At 68.4% G+C, this 24,794-nt stretch carries 6 protein-coding genes; 4 read left to right on the top strand and 2 right to left on the bottom strand.

What is annotated here, in order from left to right; all coding sequences use genetic code 11:
• Window positions 1-14: 14 nt before the first annotated feature.
• Both ACN20J_RS42800 and ACN20J_RS42795 read right to left on the bottom strand, forming a co-directional pair.
• Entirely contained in the window at window positions 15-16,961 is a 16,947-nt protein-coding gene (locus tag ACN20J_RS42800; protein WP_419668086.1) for an amino acid adenylation domain-containing protein, read from the bottom strand.
• Window positions 16,962-17,608: 647 nt separating this feature from the next.
• Window positions 17,609-19,558, bottom strand: coding sequence for an ABC transporter ATP-binding protein (locus ACN20J_RS42795; protein ID WP_419669055.1), 1,950 nt, complete (start codon window positions 19,556-19,558; stop codon window positions 17,609-17,611).
• A gap of 231 nt (window positions 19,559-19,789) precedes the next feature.
• On the opposite strand from ACN20J_RS42795, the gene ACN20J_RS42790 reads away from it, so the two are divergent.
• The 4 genes from ACN20J_RS42790 to ACN20J_RS42775 all read left to right on the top strand — a co-directional run bounded on the left by ACN20J_RS42790 (window position 19,790) and on the right by ACN20J_RS42775 (window position 24,768).
• Window positions 19,790-20,752 (top strand): lysylphosphatidylglycerol synthase transmembrane domain-containing protein, encoded by a 963-nt coding sequence (locus tag ACN20J_RS42790; protein WP_190227576.1) that lies wholly within the window; start codon window positions 19,790-19,792, stop codon window positions 20,750-20,752.
• Window positions 20,753-21,001: 249 nt separating this feature from the next.
• The gene (locus tag ACN20J_RS42785; protein WP_419668085.1) at window positions 21,002-21,766 is read left to right on the top strand and encodes a crotonase/enoyl-CoA hydratase family protein; all 765 of its coding nucleotides are present in this window, start codon (window positions 21,002-21,004) and stop codon (window positions 21,764-21,766) included.
• Between the two features lie 354 nt (window positions 21,767-22,120).
• Window positions 22,121-23,194, top strand: a complete 1,074-nt coding sequence (locus ACN20J_RS42780; RefSeq protein WP_189839355.1) for a mechanosensitive ion channel family protein — start codon at window positions 22,121-22,123, stop codon at window positions 23,192-23,194.
• A gap of 98 nt (window positions 23,195-23,292) precedes the next feature.
• Window positions 23,293-24,768, top strand: coding sequence for an FGGY-family carbohydrate kinase (locus tag ACN20J_RS42775; protein WP_419668084.1), 1,476 nt, complete (start codon window positions 23,293-23,295; stop codon window positions 24,766-24,768).
• The last annotated feature ends 26 nt before the right edge of the window (window positions 24,769-24,794 follow it).

The raw sequence follows: 24,794 nt of genomic DNA, 5'->3' as shown, positions 1-24,794 counted from the left end.
TTCAGTCCTTTCTGTCACTTGAAGTTCGAAGGTAGGGACAGCCAATCAGCAATTGAATTCCACAGCAGCGAGAGCATGGGAGGGTCCGCCATTTCGTCGTGAGAACAAGGCAACCGCGACTCGCTTATGTGACCGGAGGTATAAGGCTGCCACATCGCACGGCCCCAACCGTCCTCGAGTTCGTCCGACGAGATGAAGAGGAGATCGCCGCGGAATCCGCGAGGATAGTGATTCACATAGATGCGGGTATTGTTCGCGATGATTCTCGCCCGCACTTCAGCCTCTTCGTCTGAGATCTCGCTTCGGAAGTAGTCCGGAAGTCCGGCGAGATCGCGGAGAGAGGGCGCCTCGTCGAGCACGTCCGACGCACTCTCATGATCGTCCCGGACGGTCTTGTCCGAGTCGAGTGTGTCGAGTGGCGCAGGCGCGTAGCCTCCCATGATGACGAGTGCCACTTGCTGGCCGTCTTCCTGCAGTTGCACGGCCATCTCCTGCGCCACGCGGCCCCCCATTGACCACCCCAGCAGATGATACGGACCGGACGGTTGCACCGTGCGCAGCTCTTTCAGGTATTCCTCCGCCATTTCCCGGATGGATCCCGGAAACTCGCCCGAACCGTCGACATCCCGCGCCTGCACGCCGTACAAGGGAATGTCAGGCGGTACGAATCCGGCCAGGGGTGCGAAGCACCAGCTCAACCCGGATCGTGGGTGGACACAGAAGAGGGGGGGCCTGCTCCCGTGTGTCCTGATGGGAAGAAGCGTACGAAGGGATTCCGTCATCTCGGGAAGACTGAGCCGATGTGCGAGTCCTGCGACGCTGGGTGCTTCCATCAGCATCCGAAGGGAGACATCGACGCCCATGACCGTACGTATTCGACGCACCAGCTTGACCGCCAGAAGTGAATGTCCACCGCGTTCGAAGAAGTTGTCCTCGACTCCGATGTGAGGCACATTCAGTTCTTCGGCGAAGAGTCTGCACAGGATTTCCTCCTGGACCGAGGAGGGCTCCGGGCTCGGCACGGACACGGTGTGGTCCGGCGCCGGGAGTTCCCGTCGGTTCAGTTTCCCGTTCGCCGTCAGCGGCAGGCTCTCCAGGACCACCAGCGCGGACGGCACCATGTATTCCGGCAGCATCGCGCCGAGATGGGCGCGCAGGGCGGCCAGGTCGACGCCGGCGGTTTCGCCGTCACTGCTGGTGCTGCCGCTGTTGGGGACGAGGTAGCCGACCAGGCGCTCGTCACCTGGTCGGTCCTCACGAACCATCACCGCTGCCTGGGCCACGGACGGATGTGTGCTCAGCGCGGCCTCGACCTCACCCAGCTCGACACGGAACCCACGAACCTTCACCTGGCCGTCCGTACGTCCCAGATACTCCAGTTGTCCCTCGGCGTTCCAGCGGGCCAGGTCGCCGGTGCGGTACATCCGCTCGCCCGGGGCGAAGGGGTTGGCGACGAACCGCTGCGCGGTCAGCCCCGGCCGGGCGTGGTAGCCGCGGGCCAGTTGGGCGCCGGAGACGTACAACTCGCCCGCGACACCCACCGGCATCGGCCGCAGAGCCGGGTCCAGGACGTAGACCCGGGTGTTCCACACGGGACGGCCGATCGGCGCGCTGCCCCCGGGCCAGGCCGCCCGGTCCGCCGACAGGGTATGGGCGGTGACCACATGGGTCTCGGACGGACCGTAGTGGTTGTGCAGCACCGTCCCACCCGCCCCGCACAGGTCACGGACCCGGTCACTGAGCACAAGTGCCTCGCCGGCCTGGGAAACATGACGGAGCTGCGGGAGGTCCGTGCCCTGCTCCGCCAGGGCCTCACCAAGGGCGTCCACCATCATGTTGGGGGCGTACAGCTCAGTGGCCTTCTGCTCCCTCAGCCATGCCACGAACTCTTCCGGGTCACGTCGGATCTCCTCGGCCGGTATCACGAGGGTCTTGCCGTCCAAGAGGGTCGAGAGGATCTCCTGGGCGGAGACGTCGAAGCTGAGCGCGGTGAACTGAGCGACCCGCGAACCGGCCTCGGCGGGGATGGCGGAAGCGTGCCAGGACATCAGGTTGACCAGCGCGCCACAGGACATCACCACACCCTTGGGACGCCCGGTCGAGCCGGAGGTGTAGATCAGGTACGCGGGATGCTCCGGCAGCAGCGGACCGGTCCGCTCCCCATCGCCCGGAGCATCGGTCGGCAGTGCGCCGAGTTCGGCGACAACCGCAGGGTCGTCCAGCAACAGCGCGGGCCCGGTGGACATGCGCCCGGCGACCTCTGTGGTGGTCAGCGTCAGCGAGGGGACGGCATCGGCCAGCATGAAGGCGATCCGCTCGGCCGGGTACTCCGGATCGATCGGCAGGTAACCCGCGCCCGACTTCAGCACCGCCAGCAGACCGACGATCAGGTCCACCGAGCGAGGCACGGCCAGCCCGACGATGCGCTCGGGACCGATACCGCGACGAATCAGCAGCCGGGCAAGCCGGTTGGCACGCTCGTCGAGCTCCGCGTAAGTCACCTCAGCGCCACCGAAGACCACCGCGACCGAATCAGGATGCTTCGCGACCCGGGCCTGGAACAGCTCCGGCAGCGCCGCCCCGGGCACCTCCTGGACGGTGTCGTTCCACTCCGCCACAACCCGGTGCCGCTCCTCCGCCGACAGCACCTCCACGCCGCTGACCCGCTGGTGCGGTGCCCTGGTGACGGTGTCCAGGACGCGGACGAACCGTTCGGCGAGCGTCTCCACCGTTTCGCGGTCGAACAGGTCGAGGGCGTAGTCGACACCGCCGTGCAGACCGGCCGGACGATTGCTGCTGCGCTTTCCCTTCTCGGTAGGGGCGTTGGTCTCGGCGCGGGAGTCGGTATCGGTATCGGTATCGGTGTTGGTGTTGGTGTTGGTGTTGGTGTTGGTGTGGAAGGTTTCGCTCAGGCTGAAGAACAGGTCGAATTTGGCTGCCGGTTCGCCGGTGGGCAGCGGTTCGGCGTCGATGCCGGGCAGGTCCAGTACCGCCTGGGCAGTGTTCTGCAAGGCGAGCATGACCTGGAACAGCGGGTGCCGGGCCATCGAGCGGGCCGGTGCCAGATCCTCGACCAGCCGCTCGAAGGGCACATCCTGATGCGCGAACGCCGCCAGGCCGTTCTCCCGGACCTGCTCCAACAGGCCGGCGAACGTGGGATCACCGGACAGGTCGGTGCGCATCACCAGCGTGTTGACGAAGAATCCGACCAGGTCGTCCAGCGCCTCGTCGGTGCGTCCGGCGACCGGGGTGCCCACGGGGATGTCGCTGCCCGCGCCCACCCGGGAGAGTAGAACCGCCAGCGCCGCCTGGAGCACCATGAACACCGTCACACCCTGGGCGCGGGCCAGTTCGGCGACCCGGGCATGCACCTCGCCCGGTACATGGACCTCCACCCGGCCCCCGCGATGCGAAGCCACCGCCGGACGCGGCCGGTCGAACGGCAGCACCAGCTCCTGCGGCACCCCGTCCAAAGCCTTGCGCCAGTAGGCCAGTTGCTCGTTCAGCACACTGTCCGGGTCACTCTCCTCACCGAGCAGCTCGCGCTGCCACAGCGTGTAGTCCGCGTACTGCACCTCCAACGGCTCCCAGTCGGGTGCCTGCCCGGTGGCACGGGCCGCGTACGCGACCGACACATCCCGCGCCAGCGGCCCCATCGACCACCCGTCACCGGCAATGTGGTGCACCACCATCACCAGCACACACTCACCCGGCCCCACCCGCAGCAGCCACGCCCGCAACGGAACCTCAGCCGCCAGATCAAACGCATGACCCGCCAGCTCGGCGACCACCCCCGCCAGACCCTCCTCCTCGACGCCGACCACCGGCAGATCAAAAGAGGCAGGCGAGGGAAGGACCCGCTGATACGGCCTGCCCTCATCGGACGCGAAGACCGTCCGCAGCACCTCGTGTCGGCCCACCACATCGCCCAACGCCAACCGCAACGCCTCGACGTCCACATCACCGGTCAGGCGCAGAGCCACGGGAATGTTGTAGGTCGCCGACGGGCCCTCCAACTCCCCCAGGAACCACAAGCGTTGTTGCGCGTACGAGACCGGTAGCGCTCCGGGCCGTGTCATCGCCACCAGCGCGGGACGTGCCGCACCCGAATCCGTCAGCCGCTGCGCGAGTCCGGCCACGGTCGGCGCCTCGAACAGCGCCCGCATCGCAACTTCCACCCCCAGAGCCGTACGGATCCTGTTGGTCAGCTGTACCGCGAGGAGTGAGTGGCCGCCCAGTTCGAAGAAGTTGTCGTCCACGCCGACCGTGGGCAGGCCCAGGACCTCGGCGAACACCGAGCACAGGAGCTCCTCCTGCACCGTGGCCGGCCCCCGGCCGCGGTCCGCCGCCTGGTAGTCCGGAACGGGCAGGGCCCTGCGGTCCAGCTTGCCGTTCACCGTCAGCGGCAGCTCGTCCAGGACCACCAGCGCGGACGGCACCATGTACTCCGGCAGCACACTCCGCAGATGCCTACGTATGACAGCGATGTCCGCACCCTCCGGACCACTCGCCGGGACGAGGTAGCCGACCAGGCGCTTGTCACCCGGACGGTCCTCACACGCCATCACCGCGGCTTGGGCCACGGACGGGTGCGCGGTCAACGCGGCCTCGACCTCACCCAGCTCGATACGGAACCCACGAACCTTCACCTGGTCATCCGCACGGCCCACGAAGTCCAGGACACCGTCCGGTCGCCATTTCGCGAGGTCGCCGGTGCGGTACATCCGCTCGCCCGGGGTGAAGGGGTTGGCGACGAATCGTTGAGCGGTCAGCCCCGGCCGAGCGTGGTAGCCGCGGGCCAGGCTCGCGCCGACGAGGTACAGCTCACCCGCCACCCCCGGTGGAACCGGCCGCAGAGCCGAGTCCAGTACGTAGACCCGGTTGTTGGCTATGGGTGTGCCGATGGGCGGGGTGTCGTGGTCGTGGGCGGACAGTGGGGCCGTGGTGGTGGCGCAGACGGTGGATTCCGTCGGTCCGTAGGCATTGATGAGACTGCGGCTGCCGGCCCAATCGGCAACCAAGTTCTGGTTCAGGGCTTCGCCGGCGGTGATGAGGGTCGTGATCGACGGCAGGCTGTCCGGTTCCAGGAGAGCCAGTGCGGCCGGGGGCAGGGTGGCGTGTGTGACCGAACGCTCCGCGACCAGACGGACGAGCGCCTGGCCCGGCAGCAGATCGTGCGACGCCGCCGACACGAGGCACGCCCCATTGCACAAAGCCATCACCATCTCCCAGACCGCCGCGTCAAAACTCGCCGAGGCGAACTGCAACACCCGGCTACCCGCTGCGATCCCGAACTCCTCCGCCTGCACGGTGGCCAGGCTCGGCAGACCCTGGTGAGTAACGGCCACGCCCTTCGGCCGCCCGGTGGAGCCGGACGTGTAGATGACGTACGCGGGGTGAGCGGGCAGCAGGGCGGTACGGCGCTCGGCGTCCGTGGGATCCGAGTCGTCGAAATCCTCAAGTGCGGTGGTGGTCCCGGGGTCGTCGACGGCCACATGCGGCGGGTGGCCGTCGGTGAGACGGGAGGCCAGATCCGTACTGGTGAGCACCAAGAGGGGCTCGGCATCAGTGAGCATGTAAGTGATGCGGTCGGTTGGGTAGTCGGGGTCGATGGGAAGGTAGGCGCCGCCTGCCTTCGTCACTGCAAGTGAGGCGACGATCAGGTCGATGGAGCGCACCAGCATGACTGCGACCAGCGACTCGGGTCCCACTCCGCGGTCGATCAGCAGCCTGGCGAGGCGGTTGGCGCGGGCGTTGAGTTCCGTATAACTCAGCTCCACGTCCTCGAAGACGAGGGCGGTCGCATCCGGGGTGCGGGCGGCCTGGGCCTGGAACAGTCCCGGCAGCGTCGCGGCAGGCACGTCGCGGGCGGTGTCGTTCCATTCGGCCAGGATCCGGTGCCGCTCCGCGGGACCTAGGACGTCCACCGTGCTGATCCGCTGGTGTGGTGCTGTTTCCAGGGCGGTGACGACACCTTCGGCGGCGGTGTGGACCATGGCGCACAGTGATGCGCCCGAGACGGGTTCGGCGACCTGAACGGTGAGGGTGAAACCGTCACCGGTGTCGTCGACGCTCAGCCCGATCGGGTAGTTCGTCCGCTCCTGGTCGTAGAGCAACTCGATGCCGTCGAGGCGGCTGTCCGTTTCCGGCTCAGAGCTCCTGGAGTGCCGGTAGTTGAAGAGGGAGGTGAACAGCGGGGTGTCCGCCTTGATGCCGCTGGCCTGCCGGGCGAGTTTCAAGGGGGCGTGTTCGTGGACGAGCAGGTCCGCCAGCTGGTTCTGCACCGACCGGACCGTGTCCATCACCTGCGCGCCGTGCGTCCGCACCCGTACCGGCAGGGAGTTGATGAACAGGCCCAGAACGCGGTCCGCACCGCTTCCCGCGGCCATGCGGCCGAACAGGACTGTGCCGAAGACGACGTCGTCCCGGCCCGCGGTGGCCGCCAGAACCCGCGCCCACACCACGTGCAGGACCGTGGCCGGGCTCACGCCCAGCCGGCGGGACTGGTCCCGCAGTCGCCGCGCGAGTTCCGCGTCCATCACGCGACGGGACTCCGTCACGCCGGTGCCGTCGCCGCGGACGTCGAGCAGGCCGAACGGCGCGGTCGGCTCGGTCACGTCCCCCAGCAGGGTGGAGAAGTACCTCTGGTGTTCCTCCTGCGCCACCCGCAGGCGGGCCTGGGCAACGAAGTTCCGGAAGGGCAGAGGAGCAGGCAGGGTGTCCTCGCGGCCCGTGACGAACGAGCGCACCTCCTGCAGCAGCACATCCAGGGTGGTGTGGTCCGAGATCAGGTGATGGGCCTGAACGAGTGCGAGCCACTGACCGGTCACCGGGTTGGTCGCCGTGTATACGCGGATCAGCGGTGCCTGGCCGATGTCCATCGATCCAGGACAGGCGGCCAGCATCCGGCCGGTCACGTCGTCGTCGGGCCCCTCGGGCAGATCGACGCTTTCCACCGGGATCGCGGCACGGCGCACCACCACCTGAACCGGTTCGCGGAGTCCTTCCCACAGGACGGCGGTCCGCAGGATGTCGTGCCGGTCGACGACCTTCTGGAGTGCGTCCACGAATCCGTCGAGCCGCTGCCGGGAATCGAACCCCAGCAGCACCGGCAGCACGTACACATCGGTCCCGTCCCCGGACACATCGGTCCCGTCCCCGGCGTCACCCATCAGGTGGTGGAAGAGGATCCCTTCCTGCAGCGGAGCCAGCGGGTACACATCCGCCACGTTGCCCGCTCCGCCGGGAACCCGGGCCACGATCCGGCCGATCTCCCCGCGAGTCAGATCCGCCAGGGGGAGCATGTCCGGAGAAATGGTCAGGGCATTTTCCGGAATCCGGTTCTCCGGCACCGCCACCTCGGCCCGGCCGTCCGACGCGGCCAGTCCGGCAGCCGTGGGCGCCGCGAACAACGACCGCACGTCGACCGATATCCCCCGAGCACGCAGCAGCTCGACCACGCGCACCGCGAGGAGTGAGTGGCCACCCAGTTCGAAGAAGTTGTCGTCCACGCCGACCGTGGGCAGGCCCAGGACCTCGGCGAACACCGAGCACAGGATTTCTTCCTGCACGGTCGCCGGCGCCCGGCCGCGGTCCGCCGCCTGGTGGTCCGGAGCGGGCAGGGCCCTGCGGTCCAGCTTGCCGTTCGCCGTCAGCGGCAGCTCGTCCAGGACCACCAGCGCGGACGGCACCATGTACTCCGGCAGCATCGCGCCGAGATGGGCGCGGAGCGCAGCGGTGTCGACTCCGCCTGTGTGAGCGGTGGCGGGGACGAGGTAGCCGACCAGGCGCTTGTCGTCGGGGCGGTCCTCACGCACCATCACTGCCGACTGGGCTACGGACGGGTGCACGGTCAGCGCGGCCTCGACCTCACCCAGCTCGATACGGAAACCCCGGATCTTCACCTGGTCATCGGTACGCCCGAGGTATTCGACCTGCCCATCGGCGTTCCAGCGGGCCAGGTCGCCGGTGCGGTACATCCGCTCGCCCGGGGTGAAGGGGTTGGCGACGAAGCGCTGAGCGGTCAGCCCCGGCCGGTCGAGGTAGCCGCGGGCCAGGCCCGCGCCGGAGACGTACAACTCACCCGCAACACCGACCGGCACCGGCCGCAGAGCCGAATCCAGCACGTAGACCCGGGTGTTGGGGACGGGTGTACCGATGGGCGGGGTGGTGGGTTCGTCGGCGGACAGGGGGGCCGTGGTCGTGGCGCAGACAGTGGATTCCGTCGGTCCGTAAGCGTTGATAAGGCGACGGCCGTCGGCCCAATGTGCAACCAGGTTCTGGCCTAGAGCTTCGCCGCCGGTGACAAGGGTCGTGATCGACGGCAGGCTGCCCGGTTCCAGCAGAGCCAGTGCAGCGGGAGGCAGGAGTGCGTGTGTGACCGAGTTCTCCGCGACCAGGCGGACGAGTGCCTGGCCCGGCAGCAGGTCGTGCGACGCTGCCGACACGAGGCAGGCCCCATTGCACAAGGCCATCACCATCTCCCAGACCGCCGCGTCGAAACTCGCCGACGCGAACTGCAACAGCCGGCTACCCGCTGCGATCCCGAACTCCTCCGCCTGCGCGGCAGCCAGGCTCGGCAGCCCTTGGTGAGTCACGGCCACGCCCTTCGGCCGCCCGGTGGAGCCGGAGGTGTAGATGACGTACGCGGGGTGAGCGGGCAGCAGAACGGTACGGCGCTCGGTGTCGGTGGGGTCGGTGTCGTCGAGGTCTTCGAGTGCGATGGTGGTCCGGGGGTCGTCGACGGCCACATGCGGCGGGTGGCCGTCGGTGAGACGGGAGGCCACGTCCGTGCTGGTGAGCACCAGGAGGGGCTCGGCATCGGTGAGCATGTAAGTGATGCGGTCGGCTGGGTAGTCGGGGTCGATGGGAAGGTAGGCGCCGCCTGCCTTCGTCACCGCGAGGAAGGCGATGACGAGGTCGGCCGAGCGGTGCACCATGACCGCGACCAGAGACTCCGGTCCCACTCCGCGATCGATCAGCAGGCGGGCGAGGCGGTTGGCCCGCTCGTTGAGCTCGGCGTAGGTCATCTCGGCGTCGGCGAAGACCACGGCGGTCGCGTCGGGGGTGCGGGCGGCCTGGGCCTGAAACAGTTCGGGCAGCGTCGCCGCGGGCACGTCGCGGGCGGTGTCGTTCCACTCGACCAGGATCCGCTCCCGCTCCGCCGGGTCCAGTACCTCGATCGCGTCGATGTGCTGGTGGGGGTTGGCGGTGACTGTGTCCAGGACGCGGACGAACCGTTCGGCAAGCGTCTCCACCGTCTCGCGGTCGAACAGGTCGAGGGCGTAGTCGATACCGCCGTGCAGACCGGCCGGGCGATTGCCGCTGCCGGTACCCGTCTCGGCACGGGTGTCGGTGCTGGTGTCGGTGTCCGTATCGGTGTCTGTGTCGGTGTCGGTGTAGAAGGTCTCGGCCAGGGCGAAGGACAGGTCGAATTTTGCTGCCGGTTCGCCGGTGGGCAGAGGTTCGGCGTCGATCCCGGGCAGGTCCAGTACCGCCTGGGCAGTGTTCTGCAAGGCGAGCATGACCTGGAACAGCGGGTGCCGGGCCATCGAGCGGGCCGGTGCCAGATCCTCGACCAGCCGCTCGAAGGGCACATCCTGATGCGCGAACGCCGCCAGACCCTTCTCCCGAACCTGCTCCAACAGACCGACGAACGTGGGATCACCCGACAGATCGGTACGCATCACCAACGTATTGACGAAGAACCCGACCAGGTCGTCCAACGCCTCGTCAGTACGCCCGGCAACAGGGACACCCACCGGGATGTCACGGCCCGCGCCCACCCGGGACAACAGCACCGCCAGCGCCGCCTGCACCACCATGAACACCGTCACACCCTGAGCACGGGCCAGCTCGACCACCCGGGCATGCACCTCGGCCGGCACACGGACCTCCACCCGGCCCCCGCGATGCGAAGCCACCGCCGGACGCGGCCGGTCGAACGGCAGCACCAACTCCTGCGGCACCCCGTCCAAAGCCTTGCGCCAGTAAGCCAGTTGCTCGTTCAGCAGGCTGTCCGGGTCGCCCTCATCACCGAGCAGCTCGCGCTGCCACAGCGAGTAGTCCGCGTACTGCACCGACAACGTTGCCCAGTCCGGGGTCCGGCCGGTGGACCGAGCCGTATAGGCAGCTGACAGATCACGCGCCAGCGGGGCCAGGGACCATCCGTCACCCGCAATGTGGTGCACCACCATCGCCAGCACATGCTCGCCAGGACCGGCCTCGAACAGCCGGGCCCGCAACGGGATCTCGGCCGCGAGATCAAAGCAACGACCCGCGACCTCGCCGATCGCCGACTCCAGGTCGGACACCTGCTCGACCGCAAGGGACACCGAGGCTTCCTCGGCCGAAAGGATGCGCTGATAGGGCTGCCCATCCACCGTGGCGAACACCGTCCGCAACACCTCATGCCGGCCCACCACATCGCCCAACGCCAACCGCAATGCCTCGACGTCCACATCACCGGTCAACCGCAGCGCCACAGGAATGTTGTACGTCGCCGACGGACCCTCCAACTCCCCCAGAAACCACAACCGCTGCTGCGCGAACGAGACCGGCAGCCGCTCAAATCGCTCCACCCGTACCAGCGGCTGACGCCTCACGCCGGAGGACGTCAACCGGCCCGCCAGAGCAGCCGGAGTGGGCGCCTCGAACAGCACCCGGATCGGCACCTCCGCCCCGAAGACCGACCGAATACGGCTCACCAACCGGGTCGCCAACAGCGAATGACCGCCCAGCTCAAAGAAGTTGTCCTCCACCCCGACCGTGGGCAGACCCAAAACCTCGGCGAACACCGTGCACAGGAGCTCCTCGTGCACTGTGGCCGGCCCCCGCCCGCTGTCGGCCGCCAGGTAGTCCGGAGCAGGCAGCGCCTTACGGTCCAACTTGCCGTTCACCGTCAACGGCAGCTCGTCCAGCACCACCAACGCCGACGGCACCATGTACTCCGGCAACACCTCGCCAAGACGAGCGCGCAGCGCGGCAAGCTCCGTGTTGTCGTGACTGCCGCCGTTGCCGCTCGCCGGGACGAGGTAGCCGACCAGGCGCTTGTCGCCGGGGCCGTCCTCGCGCACCACCACCGCCGACTGGGCCACGGACGGGTGCGCGGTCAACGCGGCCTCGACCTCACCCAGCTCGATACGGAAACCCCGGATCTTCACCTGGTCATCGGTACGCCCGAGATACTCCAACTGCCCGTCGACGTTCCACCGGGCCAGGTCGCCAGTGCGGTACATCCGCTCACCCGGAGAGAACGGGTTCGCCACGAACCGCTCCGCCGTCAACCCCGGCCGGTCGAGATAGCCACGCGCCAGCTGAACACCGGCCAGGTACAACTCACCCGCCACCCCCGGCGGGACCGGCCGCAACGCCGCGTCCAGTACGAAGACCCTCATGTTCGGAACGGAACGGCCGATGGGGACGCCGCCGCCCAGTACATCCGCGTCCCCGGGACGGATGGTGAAGGTGACACATCCGACGGCCGCCTCGGTCGGACCGTACTCATTCGTGATCAGGACGTCAGGGTGCGCGGACCGCCAGCGTGTGAGCTGCTCGCCTGTAAGGCTTTCGCCGCCGACGACGAGGTCTCCCCGGGTGAAGGATCCGGCGGGCTCTTCGGACAGAAGGCCCAGGTGGCTCGGCGTCACCTTCAGGAAGGTGGGCGCCGGTTCAGCGGGAATCCCATCCTGGATGTCCGCGATGTGCAGGGCGCCGCCCGAGATCAGCGTGCCGTACAACGGTGTAACGGTCAGGTCGAACGCGGCCGACGAATGCAGCATGGTCCGACCACTCAACCCGGGGTACGCGCTGATGGCCCAGTTGAGGTAGGAGGAGACTGCCGCGTGGCTCACCACGACGCCCTTGGGGCGGCCCGTGGAGCCGGAGGTGTAGATCACGTAGGCGGGGTGGGCGGGCAGAAGCGCCGCTCCTCGCTCGTGGTGCGTGAGGTTCTCCCCGGCCATGTTGGACAGGGCCGCCATGGTGTCCGGAGCATCCGTCACGATGCGTGTCACACCGTCATCCGCTGCGTCTGTCATGGCCTGGTGTGTGACCAGCACTGTGGCCTGGGCGTCTTGGAGCATGTAGGTGATGCGGTCGACGGGGTACGCCGGGTCGATCGGGACGTACGCGGCTCCGGTCTTGACCACCGCGAGGAGCGCGACGACGAGGTCGGCGGAGCGGTCCATCATCACGGCCACGCGTTCTTCCGGCCGGGCGCCTCTGTCCACGAGGACGCGGGCCAGCCGGTTGGCCCGCACGTTCAACTCCGCGTAGGTCACCTCGGTGCCGTCGAAGACCACCGCGGTCGCAGCGGGGGTGCGCGTGACCTGGGCTTCGAACAGTTCGACCAGCGTGGACTGCGGAACATCGTGGGTGGTGTCGTTCCACCCGGACAGGCCGGACAAGCCGGTCAGGCCGGAGAGGACCAGCTCGCGCTCCGCCGTGTCCAGGACATCGACGCGGCTGACCGGCACCGACGGATCCGCGGTCACTGTCTCCAGGACCATGAGCAAACGCCGTGCGATCGCCTCGACACTCGCGGGATCGAACAGGTCGGTGGCGTAGATGATCAGCCCGGTCAGACCCGCCGGGGTGCCGCCGTCGGTGATCTGCTCGGCGATCTGGAAGTCCAGGTCGAACTTGGCGGGCAGGACGCCCGCAGGCAGTGCCTCAATGTTCAGCCCGGGCAGGTCGAGACGGGCCTCGGCGGTGTTCTGCAGGGTGAGCATGACTTGGAAGAGGGGGTGGCGGGCCATCGAGCGGGCCGGTGCGAGGTCCTCGACCAGCCGCTCGAACGGCACGTCCTGGTGCGTGTAGGCGCCGAGGTCCGCTTCCCGTGTTCTGGCCAGCAGTTGCAGGAAGGTCGGATCCCCGGACAGGTCCGAGCGCAGGACGAGGGTGTTGACGAAGAACCCCACCAGGTCGTCCAGTGCCTCGTCGGTGCGGCCCGCGATCGGGGTACCGACCGGAATGTCATCTCCGGCTCCGAGCCGGTGCAGCAGGACGGCCAACGCCGCCTGCACCACCATGAACACCGTCACACCCTGCGCTCTGGCCAGCTCCACCAGGGCGCCGTGGATGTCGGCGCCAATGGTCAGCTCCACGCTTCCGCCCTGGTGGGAGGAGATCGTCGGGCGTGGCCGGTCGAACGGCAGCGTCAGTTCCTGGGGCAGGTCGGCCAGCGCCTCACGCCAGTAACCGAGTTGCCGGGCCAGCACACTGGCCGCGTCGGCCTCCTCGCCCAGCAGTTGACGCTGCCACAGCGAGTAGTCCGCGTACTGCACCGACAACGTTGCCCACTCCGGGATCCGGCCGGTGGACCGAGCCGAATAAGCAGCTGACAAATCACGCGCCAGCGGGGCCAGAGACCATCCGTCACCCGCAATGTGGTGCACCACCATCGCTAGCACATGCTCGTCAGGACCGGCTTCGAACAGCCGGGCCCTCAACGGGATCTCGGTGGCGAGATCGAAGCAATGACCCGCGACCTCGCCGATCGCCGACTCCAGGTCGGTCACCTGCTCGACCTCAAGGGACACCGAGGCCTCTTCGGCCGAAAGGATGCGCTGATAGGGCTGTCCGTCCACCGTGGCGAACACCGTCCGCAGCACCTCGTGCCGACCCACCACATCGCCCAGAGCAGCTTCCAGGGCGTCGACATCCAGCGGCCCGGTCAGTCGCAGGGCGAAGGGGATGTTGTACGTCGCCGACGGGCCCTCCAACTCCCCCAGAAACCACAACCGCTGCTGCGCGAACGAGACCGGCAGCCGCTCAAATCGCTCCACCCGTACTAGCGGCTGCCGCCTCGCATCGGACGACGTCAGCCGGCCCGCCAGGCCAGCCGGGGTGGGCGCCTCGAACAACACCCGGATCGGCACCTCCGCCCCAAACACCGACCGGATACGACTCACGAGCCGGGTCGCCAACAGCGAATGACCGCCCAGCTCGAAGAAGTTGTCCCCCACTCCGACCTGAGGCACGCCCAGGACCTCGGCGAACACCGTGCACAGGAGCTCCTCCTGCACCGTCGACGGCCCCCGACCACGATCGGCCGCCAGGTAGTCCGGAGCAGGCAGCGCCTTACGGTCCAACTTGCCGTTCACCGTCAACGGCAGCTCATCCAGCACCACCAACGCCGACGGCACCATGTACTCCGGCAACACACCCCGCAGATGCCTACGCACTACGGCGGTATCCAGACCCTCCGGACCACTCGCCGGGACGAGGTAGCCGACCAGGCGCTTGTCACCCGGACGGTCCTCACGCACGACCACCGCCGCCTGAGCCACGGACGAGTGCGCGGTCAGCGCGGCCTCGACCTCACCCAGCTCGATCCGGAACCCACGAACCTTCACCTGGTCATCGGTACGGCCGAGGTACTCGACCTGCCCGTCGGCGCTCCACCGGGCCAGGTCGCCGGTGCGGTACATCCGCTCACCCGGAGAGAACGGGTTCGCCACGAACCGCTCCGCCGTCAACCCCGGCCGGTCGAGATAGCCACGCGCCAACTGGACCCCGGCCAGGTACAACTCACCCGCGACACCCACCGGCACGGGCCGCAACGCCGCGTCCAGTACATAGACCTGCGTGTTCCACACCGGGCGGCCGATGGGGACACTGCTCCTGCTGGTGTCACTGTCGTACGTCCACGCGGTGACCTCGACCGACGCCTCGGTAGGACCGTAGAGATTGTGAAGCGGAACGTCCAGTACGTTCCGCAGCTGTCCGGCGACGTCGCCGGGGAGCGCTTCGCCGCTGCAGAACACGGCTCGCAGGTCGGTACAGGCGGCGGCAGCCGGTTCGCGGAGGAAGACCTGCAGCAGGGACGGGACGAAGTGCGCGATCGTGACACGTTCGCGTTGGATCAGCTCGGCCAGGTACCCGGGGTCGCGGTGGCCCGAGGGCTTGGCGACCACCAACGTCGCACCCTGGAGCAGCGGCCAGAAGAACTCCCGTACCGACACGTCGAAACCGAAGGGCGTCTTCTGCAACACCCGTTCCGAGGCAGTCAAGTTGTACGTTCCCTGCAGCCACGTAAGCCAGTTGACGATCCCCGCGTGGGGTACGGCCACGCCCTTCGGCCGCCCGGTGGAGCCGGAGGTGTAGATGACGTAGGCGGGGTGGGCGGGCAGCAGGGTGGTGCGGCGCTCGGTGTCGGTGGGGTCGGTGTCGTCGAAATCCCCGAGTAGGGCAGTGGTGCTGGGATCGTCGACGGCCACATGGGGCGGGTGGCTGTCGGTGAGGCGGGAGGCCAGGTCCGTGCTGGTGAGTACCAGGAGGGGCCGGGCGTCGGTGAGGAGGTAGGTGATCCGCTCAGCGGGGTAGTCCGGGTCAACGGGTACGTACGCCCCGCCGGCCTTGACCACGGCGAGGAGGGCTACCACCAGGTCGACGGAGCGGTGCATCATCACCGCGATCAGCGATTCGGGTCCCGCGCCCCGGTCGATCAGTAATCGGGCGAGACGGTTGGCCCGTGCGTTGAGGTCCGCATAGGTCACCTCGACACCCTCGAAGACCACCGCGACCGCGTCCGGGGTGCGGGCGGCCTGGGTCTGGAACAGCTCCGGCAGTGTCGTCGCGGACACCTCCCGGGCGGTGTCGTTCCAGTCCTGGAGAACCAGACGCTGTTCGGAGCGGCTCATCAACGTGATCTGGTGGATGCGTTCCTCCGCAGCGGAACGCGCCATCCAGTTCATCACGTCGAGGAATTTCGCGGCATGCTCTTGCACTGCTCCGCGGCTGTAAAGGTCGGGATTGGCGTCCACAACCACGGACATGCTTCCGTCGGACGACCTGTCGTACACGGAAATCGACAGGTCGTTGAAGTTTATGCCGCCGAGCCCGTGCGCACTGCTGGGGGCGTCACCAAATTTCAAATCGTAGTCAAAGGAGACGATATTGACCAGTAGGGGGTAGAGTCCGTCGCGCCCCACGAGCTTCAGGTCTCTGAGTATGTCCTCGTAGCGGTATCGCTGATGCCGCAAGGCGTCTCGCACTCCGCGAGACACCTGCTTCACGAGTTCCCTCACCGTGGCCTTCGGCTGCACGGTGAGGCGCAGAGGAACGATATTCGCCGTCATTCCGGGGATGTCCCGCAGCGCGGTTTTTCTGCCCATTACGGGGACCCCGAGAATGATGTCCTCTTGTCCCGTTGCGCGATGCAGGTAGGCGGCGCTCGCAGCTAGGGCCAGACCCGAGAGGCTCGTTCCCAGCCGACGGGCGGAGCTTCTGAGTTCCGCAGCGGCGTCGGGTGGGATGTGGAGCGTATGCCGTGTCAGTTCATGGGGTGTGGTGGAAGGTTCCTGGCCGCTCAAGCTGACCGTTTGAGGGCGATCGGAAAGACGCTCCGTCCAGTACTGCCGGTCCAGTTCGAATTCTGCGGACGCCCGGTAGTCGGCATCGGCGTCCATCAGTACGGAACTTGAGGGAGGCGCACTGTCCGCGAGGGGTTCGCCGGCCGACAGTGCCGTGTAGACCGCAGCCACTCGGGAGGCTATCCGGGGTCCCGCGAGTCCGTCCGCGATGATGTGGTGTATTCGCTGGTACCAGAAGAAGAGATCTTCGTCCACCTTGAAGATGGCCTGGGTGAAGAGTTCACCGACCTGGAGATCCACCGGGCGTCGCATGTCCGCCCGCATCCAACTCTCCGCGCTGGAACGGGGGTCCTCCTCGCCGCTCACGTCGATCACGTCGATCACATGAAACAGCCAATCGCTCCGCAGGCCAAAATATTGCCGCGGAACTTCGTCAGCACCTCCCTCAAAGCGCAGAGCAAAACCGTCGACTTCCAGGACGACCCTTCGCACAGCCGCCTCGAATAAGCTCGTGTCCACCTTTCCGCGAATCTCTATGTATTCACCCATGTTATAGATCGGATTATCCGGATTCAGCTGCTGCGCATGCCATAAGCCAAGCTGTCCAGCCATCAGCTCACGACGGCCGCCATGCGATCCAGACATCTCCACACCTCGGTCAACGCTCGCGCTCCACGCCAGGAGCAATCAAATTAAGCAATTTGTCAGCAATGTTGATCCACTTCACCTTCTCAAGCCGAACTGGACACTGTCAATCTTCCTGGCGCAGCCGAGTCGAAAGCAGCGGCGAGCCGGTGTGTATTGGAATGAAAATGCTCGCACACTCGGCACACGTCATCCGCTGCCACGTTGTTGATTTTCACGATTCGGGCTTCGCCGTTGCGAAGTTCGCAACCCGCCATCATCACGATCTCCAATGCAAGGCAGTCCCCCGCGACAGCCAAAGCCTGCTTCACGTGGATCAGGTCCAGAACGCTCCGTATACAATCCGTTTCAGCGCTGGGTGACCGAATACTCGACAGGCGAGCACGTCAAGAAATGCGGGTACCGGGTCGGCCCGGCACAGCCGCAGTTATCAGCATCACGCCCGGACGCCGCCGCGCCCAATGCTGACCGTTTGCTGGCCCAAACGGCCCGAACACGCCTCTGAACTGTGCAAATGCCCAAACGTCAGATCTTGGACTTGAGCATGGTGCGCAGCACGAGGCGTTGCTCCTGTGACGAGAGGGGCGCGTCCCGGGTGCGGGTACGCGCACGACGCCGTCGGGGTACGACGGCGTCGTGCGCGGTACCTATGCCACCGCCTCCTCCGCCACAGCGATCTCAGTCACCCCGTCCTTGGTCGCGCCGGCCCCGGTCACGGCGTCCTCGGTCCCGTCGGTCCGTGCCGGTTTCTCGAACTGCGTCCGGTACAGCTCCGCGTACCGTCCGTTCGCCTTGAGGAGTTCCTCGTGGGTGCCGCGTTCCACGATGCGGCCGGCCTCGACGACGAGGATCTGGTCGGCGGCCCGTACCGTCGAGAGGCGGTGGGCGATGACGAGTGCGGTGCGGCCTTGGAGGGCCTCGGCGAGTGCCTCCTGAACGGCGGCCTCGGAGGTGTTGTCCAGGTGGGCCGTCGCCTCGTCGAGGACGACCACCCGCTGGCGGGCCAGCAGCAGCCGGGCGATGGTCATGCGCTGGCGTTCGCCGCCGGAGAGGCGGTAGCCGCGCTCGCCGACGACCGTGTCGAGGCCGTCGGGCAGGGAGTTCACGAGGTCGTCGAGGCGGGCCCGGCGCAGGACGTCCCAGAGTTCCTCCTCGTCGGCGTCGGGACGGGCGAGGAGCAGGTTGGCGCGGACCGAGTCGTGGAAGAGGTGGCCGTCCTGGGTGACCATGCCGAGGGTGGCCCGCATCGACTCGGCGCTCAGGTCACGGACGTCGACGCCGCCGATGCGTACGGTGCCCTCGTCGGTGTCGTACAGCCGTGGCAGCAGTGCGGCGACCGTGGACTTGCCCGCCCCGGACGAGCCGACGAGGGCGACGGTCTGGCCGGGTTCGGCTCGGAATGAGATGCCGTGCAGGACCTCGGCGCCGCCACGGGTGTCGAGTGCGGCGACCTCCTCCAAGGAGGCGAGGGAGACCTTGTCTGCCGACGGGTAGGCGAAGCGGACGTCGGTGAACTCGACGGAGGCCGGGCCGTCGGGGACCGCGCGGGCGTCCGGCTTCTCGTCGATCAGCGGCTTCAGGTCGAGGACCTCGAAGACCCGCTCGAAACTGACCAGGGCGCTCATGACCTCGACGCGGGCGCCGGCGAGGGAGGTCAGCGGCGCGTACAGGCGGGTGAGGAGCAGGGCCAGGGAGACGACCGCGCCCGGTTCCAGGCTGCCGCGCAGGGCGTACCAGCCGCCGAGTCCGTAGACGAGGGCGAGCGCGAGGGCGGAGACGAGGGTCAGGGCCGTGATGAACGCGGTCTGCGCCATCGCCGTGCGCACCCCGATGTCCCGCACCCGCCGGGCGCGCACCGCGAACTCCGCGGACTCCTGGCCCGGCCGGCCGAAGAGCTTGATCAGGGTGGCGCCGGGCGCGGAGAAGCGCTCGGTCATCCGGGTGCCCATGGACGCGTTGAGGTCGGCCGCCTCGCGCTGGAGTTTCGCCATCCGGCTGCCCATCCGGCGGGCGGGCACGACGAACACCGGGAGCAGTACGAGCGCGAGCAGGGTGATCTGCCAGGACAGGGTGAGCATCACGGCGAGGGTGAGCAGCAGGGTCACGAGATTGCTCACCACTCCGGAGAGCGTGTTGCTGAACGCCCGCTGGGCGCCGATCACGTCGTTGTTGAGTCGACTGACGAGCGCGCCCGTACGAGTGCGTGTGAAGAACGCGACCGGCATGCGCTGTACATGATCGAAGACCGCAGTCCGCAGATCCAGGATGAGTCCCTCGCCGAGGTTCGCCGAGAGCCAGCGGCCCACCAGTCCGATCGCCGCCTCCGCGAACGCGATCAGGGCGATGAGCAGGGCGAGTCGCACGACCGTGCTCTCGTCGCCGCCGGACACGATCGCGTCCACGACGCGTCCGGCGAGGACCGGGGTGGCCACGGCGAGCAGTGCCGTCACCACACTGAGCACCACGAACTGCGCGATTCGGCGGCGGTGCGGGCGGGCGAATCCGGCGATGCGACGCAGGGTCGCCCGGGCGAAGGGGCGGCGTTCCTGCTCGGCGTTCATGACGCTGTGGAGCTGCGTCCAGGCTGTGGTCTCCATACTCATGAGACCGACCGTAGAACCTGAAGCAATCTTGAGGTCAAGGGGCGATCGATGACATTGACTGAGCCCACTCCCCTCAGCGGGACAGTGGATCCCACCGAGACAGCCGCGCTCACCGGCACCAAGTCCCTCACCGGGCCCGGCGACCCTCTGACGTGCCCGGCGTGTCAGCCGCTGTCCCCGTGCCCGCAACCCCACGTTGGTGCGGTGTGGAAACCCTCTCCCGATGTGACGGTCGAACGCTTTCCCCAGGGCTTCGCCAGACGCCTTCCTGTCCGGCAGATCCTGTGCCTCCTCCCGCTCGCCCTCGTGGCCGTGGTGGCGGTGCAGCACCGGTCCGTGCTCGCTGAGGGCTTCGGGCATCTGGCGTCGGCGAAGTGGCCGTGGCTGCTGGCCGCGGTCGCCGCGACCTGTCTGACCTGGGTGGCTGCCGCCGTCACCCGGCAGGGCGCGCTCGTCGAACGGCTGCCCAAACGGCGGTTGCTGGCCACGCAGTTCGCTGCTGGCGCCGCCAACCATCTGCTGCCGACGGGCCTCGGCGCGAGTGCCGTCAATCTGCGGTTCATGACGGTGTGCGGGGTTCCGCTTGCCCGTTCGTCGTCCGCGCTCGCGCTCTACCTGCTGGCGGAGTCCATCGCCCGGGTCGGGCTGCTGCTGGCCCTGTTGATCGCCTTCCCCGACGCCCTGCGGGTCGGCGCGCTCCTGCCGGACGGCGCGGTCGGCCCGCTGCTGCTCGTCGTCGGAGCGGTGGTGTGCGTCGCGGTGACGGTGCTTCTGCTCGTACGACGGGTGCGTACCGTCGTGTTCACGTTCCTGCGGACCGCACTGGGCGAGGCCCGGTCCGTGCACACGCGGCCGGCCCGGGCGCTCGCCTTGTGGGGCGGCTCGCTCTCCTTCCCGATGTTCCAGGCCGCCGGACTGGCCGCGGTGGGGCAGGCGCTTGGGCTGCCCGTGCCGCCGCTGCACATGGCGCTCGCGTATCTGGCGGCCACGGTGGCCGTCGCCCTGGTGCCGACGCCGGGCGGGATCGGCTCGGTGGAGGCCGCGCTGATCCTGGCGCTGGTGGCGGCGGGCGGTCCGGTGGCCGTGGCGACGGCGGTGGTGCTCGCCTACCGCATCATCACGGTGTGGCTGCCGCTGTTGCCGGGGGCGCTGACGCTCGGCGCGCTCGTGCGGCTGAAGATGATCTGAGCGCGTGGGCCGCCGGGCCCTCCCGAAAGCACTCTTCTCATTCCGCCCGGAAGTTGACGGGGGTGGGTGGCGAAGACGACCGACGCCGACGGCCAACGGCTGACGACCGACGGGGACGGCTGGCGGCAACGGCCCGGCGAGGACGACTCGCGGGGACGGTTGACGCGGACGGCCTGAACTCGTCGGTGTGACTCGGGAGTAACCTGCTGGCGTCGCCACACCAGGTCGCCACACGAAGGGGTCCGAGCGATGCCGGTCCGGATCGAGCGCCAGGAACACGTCACCACCGTCGTCCTCTCCCGCCCCGAGGTCCGCAACGCGGTGGACGGGCCCACGGCGGCCGACCTCGCCGACGCGTTCCGCGCGTTCGAGAGCGACGAGACGGCCCGGGTGGCCGTGCTGTGGGGCGAGGGCGGCACCTTCTGCGCGGGCGCGGACCTCAAGGCGCTCGGCACGGAACGCGGCAACCATGTGACGGAGGACGGCGACGGCCCGATGGGCCCCACGCGGATGCGGCTGTCGAAGCCGGTGATCGCCGCGGTCGCGGGCCACGCCGTGGCGGGAGGTCTGGAGCTGGCCCTCTGGTGCGATCTGCGGGTCGCCGAGGAGGACGCGGTCTTCGGGGTGTTCTGCCGCCGCTGGGGCGTGCCTCTCATCGACGGCGGCACGGTTCGGCTCCCCCGTCTCATCGGCACCAGCCGCGCGATGGACATGATCCTCACCGGCCGCCCGGTGGCGGCTCCCGAGGCGTACGAGATGGGCCTCGCGAACCGGGTCGTCCCGCCGGGCCGGGCACGTGCGGAGGCGGAGGCGCTGGCCGCGTCGATCGCCCGCTTCCCGCAGGCCTGTCTCCGCGGCGACCGCGCCTCCGTCCTCGACCAGGAGGGGGTGAAAGAGCGCGCCGCCATGCGGGGTGAATTCCGTCACGGGACAGGTGTGTTGGAGGAGAGCCTTGAGGGGGCGGCAAGGTTCTCGGCGGGGGCGGGGCGGCACGGTTCGTTCGGCGAGATCTGAGCGTTCCCGACGACGTATCCAGGCCAAGTTGGGGCGGAATCCTCAAGGGGGCATGGGGATGTCCGTCGGGCCGGAAGTCGAGGGTGCCTCGGCGCTCGGACGAGGCGGGGATGACGCCAACATGCCTACGGGCATGGGGAGTTGGCGGCGATGCTGGTGGGAGATGGCCTGACCCGAGCGGTCCTGGCGCGGAACACCTGTGCGCATGTAGCAAGATGAGCGAACCCGCCGGTCAACGACTTGACGTTCCCGGCGGGGTCGTACATCCAGGAATCGAGCAGCAGGTGGCAACAAGGTGACGACACATCACATACCGGGCGCGAACGCCCTTCGCGGCACGTCGGGAGGCAGTTGGTGAACCGGGACCTCACTGTGCACGACTGGATCGTCGCGGGTGTCTGGTTGGCCGTCGGGCTCGCGGCGGGCGTCCTGCTGCGCCTCCTCCTGCGCTGGCTGGGCAAGCACGCGACCCGCACGAGCTGGAGCGGCGACGACGTCCTCGTCGACGCGCTGCGCGCGCTGATACCGGTCGCGGCCCTCACGGGCGGCATCGCGGCCGCCGCGGCGGCGCTGCCGCTGACCGGCAAGGTCAATCACACCGTCAACCAGATCCTGACGGTCCTGCTCATCCTCGCCGCCACCATCACGGCGGCACGCGTGGTCGCGGGCCTGGTGCGGGCCGTCACCCATTCCCGCTCCGGGGTCGCCGGATCGGCCTCGATCTTCGTCAACATCACGCGCGTCGTCGTCCTGGCCATGGGCTGCCTGATCGTCCTGCAGACCCTGGGCATCTCCATCGCCCCGCTGCTCACGGCCCTCGGCGTCGGCGGTCTCGCGGTCGCCCTGGCCCTCCAGGACACCCTCGCCAACCTCTTCGCGGGCATCCACATCCTCGCCTCGAAGACGATCCAGCCCGGCGACTACATCCGTCTCACCAGCGGGGAGGAGGGGTACGTCGTCGACATCAACTGGCGCAACACCGTCGTACGCAACCTCTCCAACAACCTCGTGATCATCCCGAACGCCCAGCTCTCCAGCACCAACATGACCAACTTCAGCCGTCCGGAACAGGAGATGACGCTCACCGTGCAGGTCGGCGTCGGCTACGACAGCGACCTCGACCATGTCGAGCGCGTCACCTCCGAGGTCGTCACCGAGGTCATGACGGAGATCGAGGGGGCGGTTCCGGAGCACGAACCCGCCATCCGCTTCCACACGTTCGGGGACTCGCGGATCAGCTTCACCGTCATCCTGGGTGTCGGGGAGTTCAGCGACCAGTACCGGATCAAGCACGAGTTCGTGAAGCGGCTGCACAAGCGGTACCACGTGGAGGGCATCCGCATTCCCGCTCCCGCGCGGACCGTCGCCCTCCAGCAGAACGGCGTGGCGATTCCGCCTCAGCGCGACGGATCCCTGTCGATCCCGTAGAACATCGGGGTGGGGCGGTCCGCGAAGGCCGCCCCCATCGGGCCGGTCGGGCGTCCTGTGCCGGGCCGGTCGGCGAGTGAGCGGGGAGACTTGAGCGTATGACGGTGATCGGTGTCGACATCGGTACGTCCAGCAGCAAGGGCGTGCTGGTGGACGAGGGCGGAACCGTCCTCGCGACGGCTGTCCGCCCGCACACGGTCGACCGTCCGCACCCCGGGCACGTCGAGATGGACGCACGCGTGTGGTGGGACGAGCTCGCCTCCATCACCCGGGAGTTGCTGAAATCCGCACCGAACGGCACCTCCGTCACCGCGGTCGGCGTCAGCGGTATGGGCCCGTGCGTGGCCCTCACCGACGGGACGGACACACCGCTGCGCCCGGCGATCCTGTACGGCGTCGACACCCGGGCCACCGAGCAGATCGCCCGCCTGGACGACGAGTTGGGCCGCGACGCCGTACTGCGGCGCTGCGGGTCGCTGCTCTCCACCCAGGCCGTCGGCCCCAAGATCGCCTGGCTGGCGGAGCACGAACCCGACGTGGTCGCCCGGGCCCGGCGGCTCCACATGCCCAGCTCGTACCTGGTGGTCCGGCTCACCGGGACCTACGTGCTCGACCACCACTCGGCGAGCCAGGCCGTCCCGCTGTACGACTCCGTGGCCCAGGAGTGGTACGAGCCGTGGACCCGGCACATCGCGCCCTGGCTCGAACTCCCCCGGCTGCTCTGGCCCGGAGACATCGCCGGGCAGGTCACGGCGGAGGCCGCGGACGCCACCGGTCTGCCCGCCGGGATCCCGGTGATCGCCGGCACGATCGACGCCTGGTCGGAGGCGCTGAGTGTGGGGGCACAGCACACCGGTGACCTGATGCTCATGTACGGCAGCACCATGTTCCTGATCAACACCCTGTCCGAGCGTCTGCTGGTTCCCCAACTGTGGAGCACCGTCGGGGCGTTGCCCGGAACGCGCAGTCTCGCGGGCGGCATGGCCACCTCCGGCATGATCACCGACTGGCTGCGGGAGCTGTTCGGCACGCCCGAGCACAGCGAGCTGCTCGCCGGGGCGGAGGCGTCCGGTCCCGGTGCGCGCGGGCTGCTGATGCTGCCGTACTTCGCGGGCGAACGGACACCGGTGGCCGACCCGCACGCCCGCGGGGTGATCGCCGGGCTGACGGTGGAGCACACCCGCGGCGACCTCTACCGTGCCGCCCTGGAGGCGACAGCTTTCGGCGTACGGCACAACGTCGAGGCGATGCGCGCCGCCGGCGCGGACATCCGCCGTGTCGTCGCCGTGGGCGGAGGCACCCGGGGCGGCCTGTGGACCCGGATCGTCTCGTCCGTGACCGGCCTGGAGCAGGAGATCAGAACCGTCACGCTCGGGGCGAGCTACGGCGCGGCGTTCCTCGCGGCGAGCGCGGTCGGCGGCCCGCTCATCGACGAGTGGAACCCCGTGCGCGAACGCGTCGCCCCGGACCTTCAACTGCGCTCCGACTACGACGAGTTGTACGCGCTGTACCTCCGGCTCTACCCGGCGACACGGGACATCTCCCATGAACTGGCCGCACGGCAACGGGGCTAGACCGAGGCGACCCGCGCCCCGGCCTC

Origin of the sequence: Streptomyces sp. 2-1 (assembly GCF_048564895.1) — a bacterium.
GTDB lineage: Bacteria > Actinomycetota > Actinomycetes > Streptomycetales > Streptomycetaceae > Streptomyces > Streptomyces phaeochromogenes.
The sequence above is the reverse complement of the archived record's forward strand: the minus strand, read 5'-3'. Positions and strand labels throughout refer to the sequence as shown.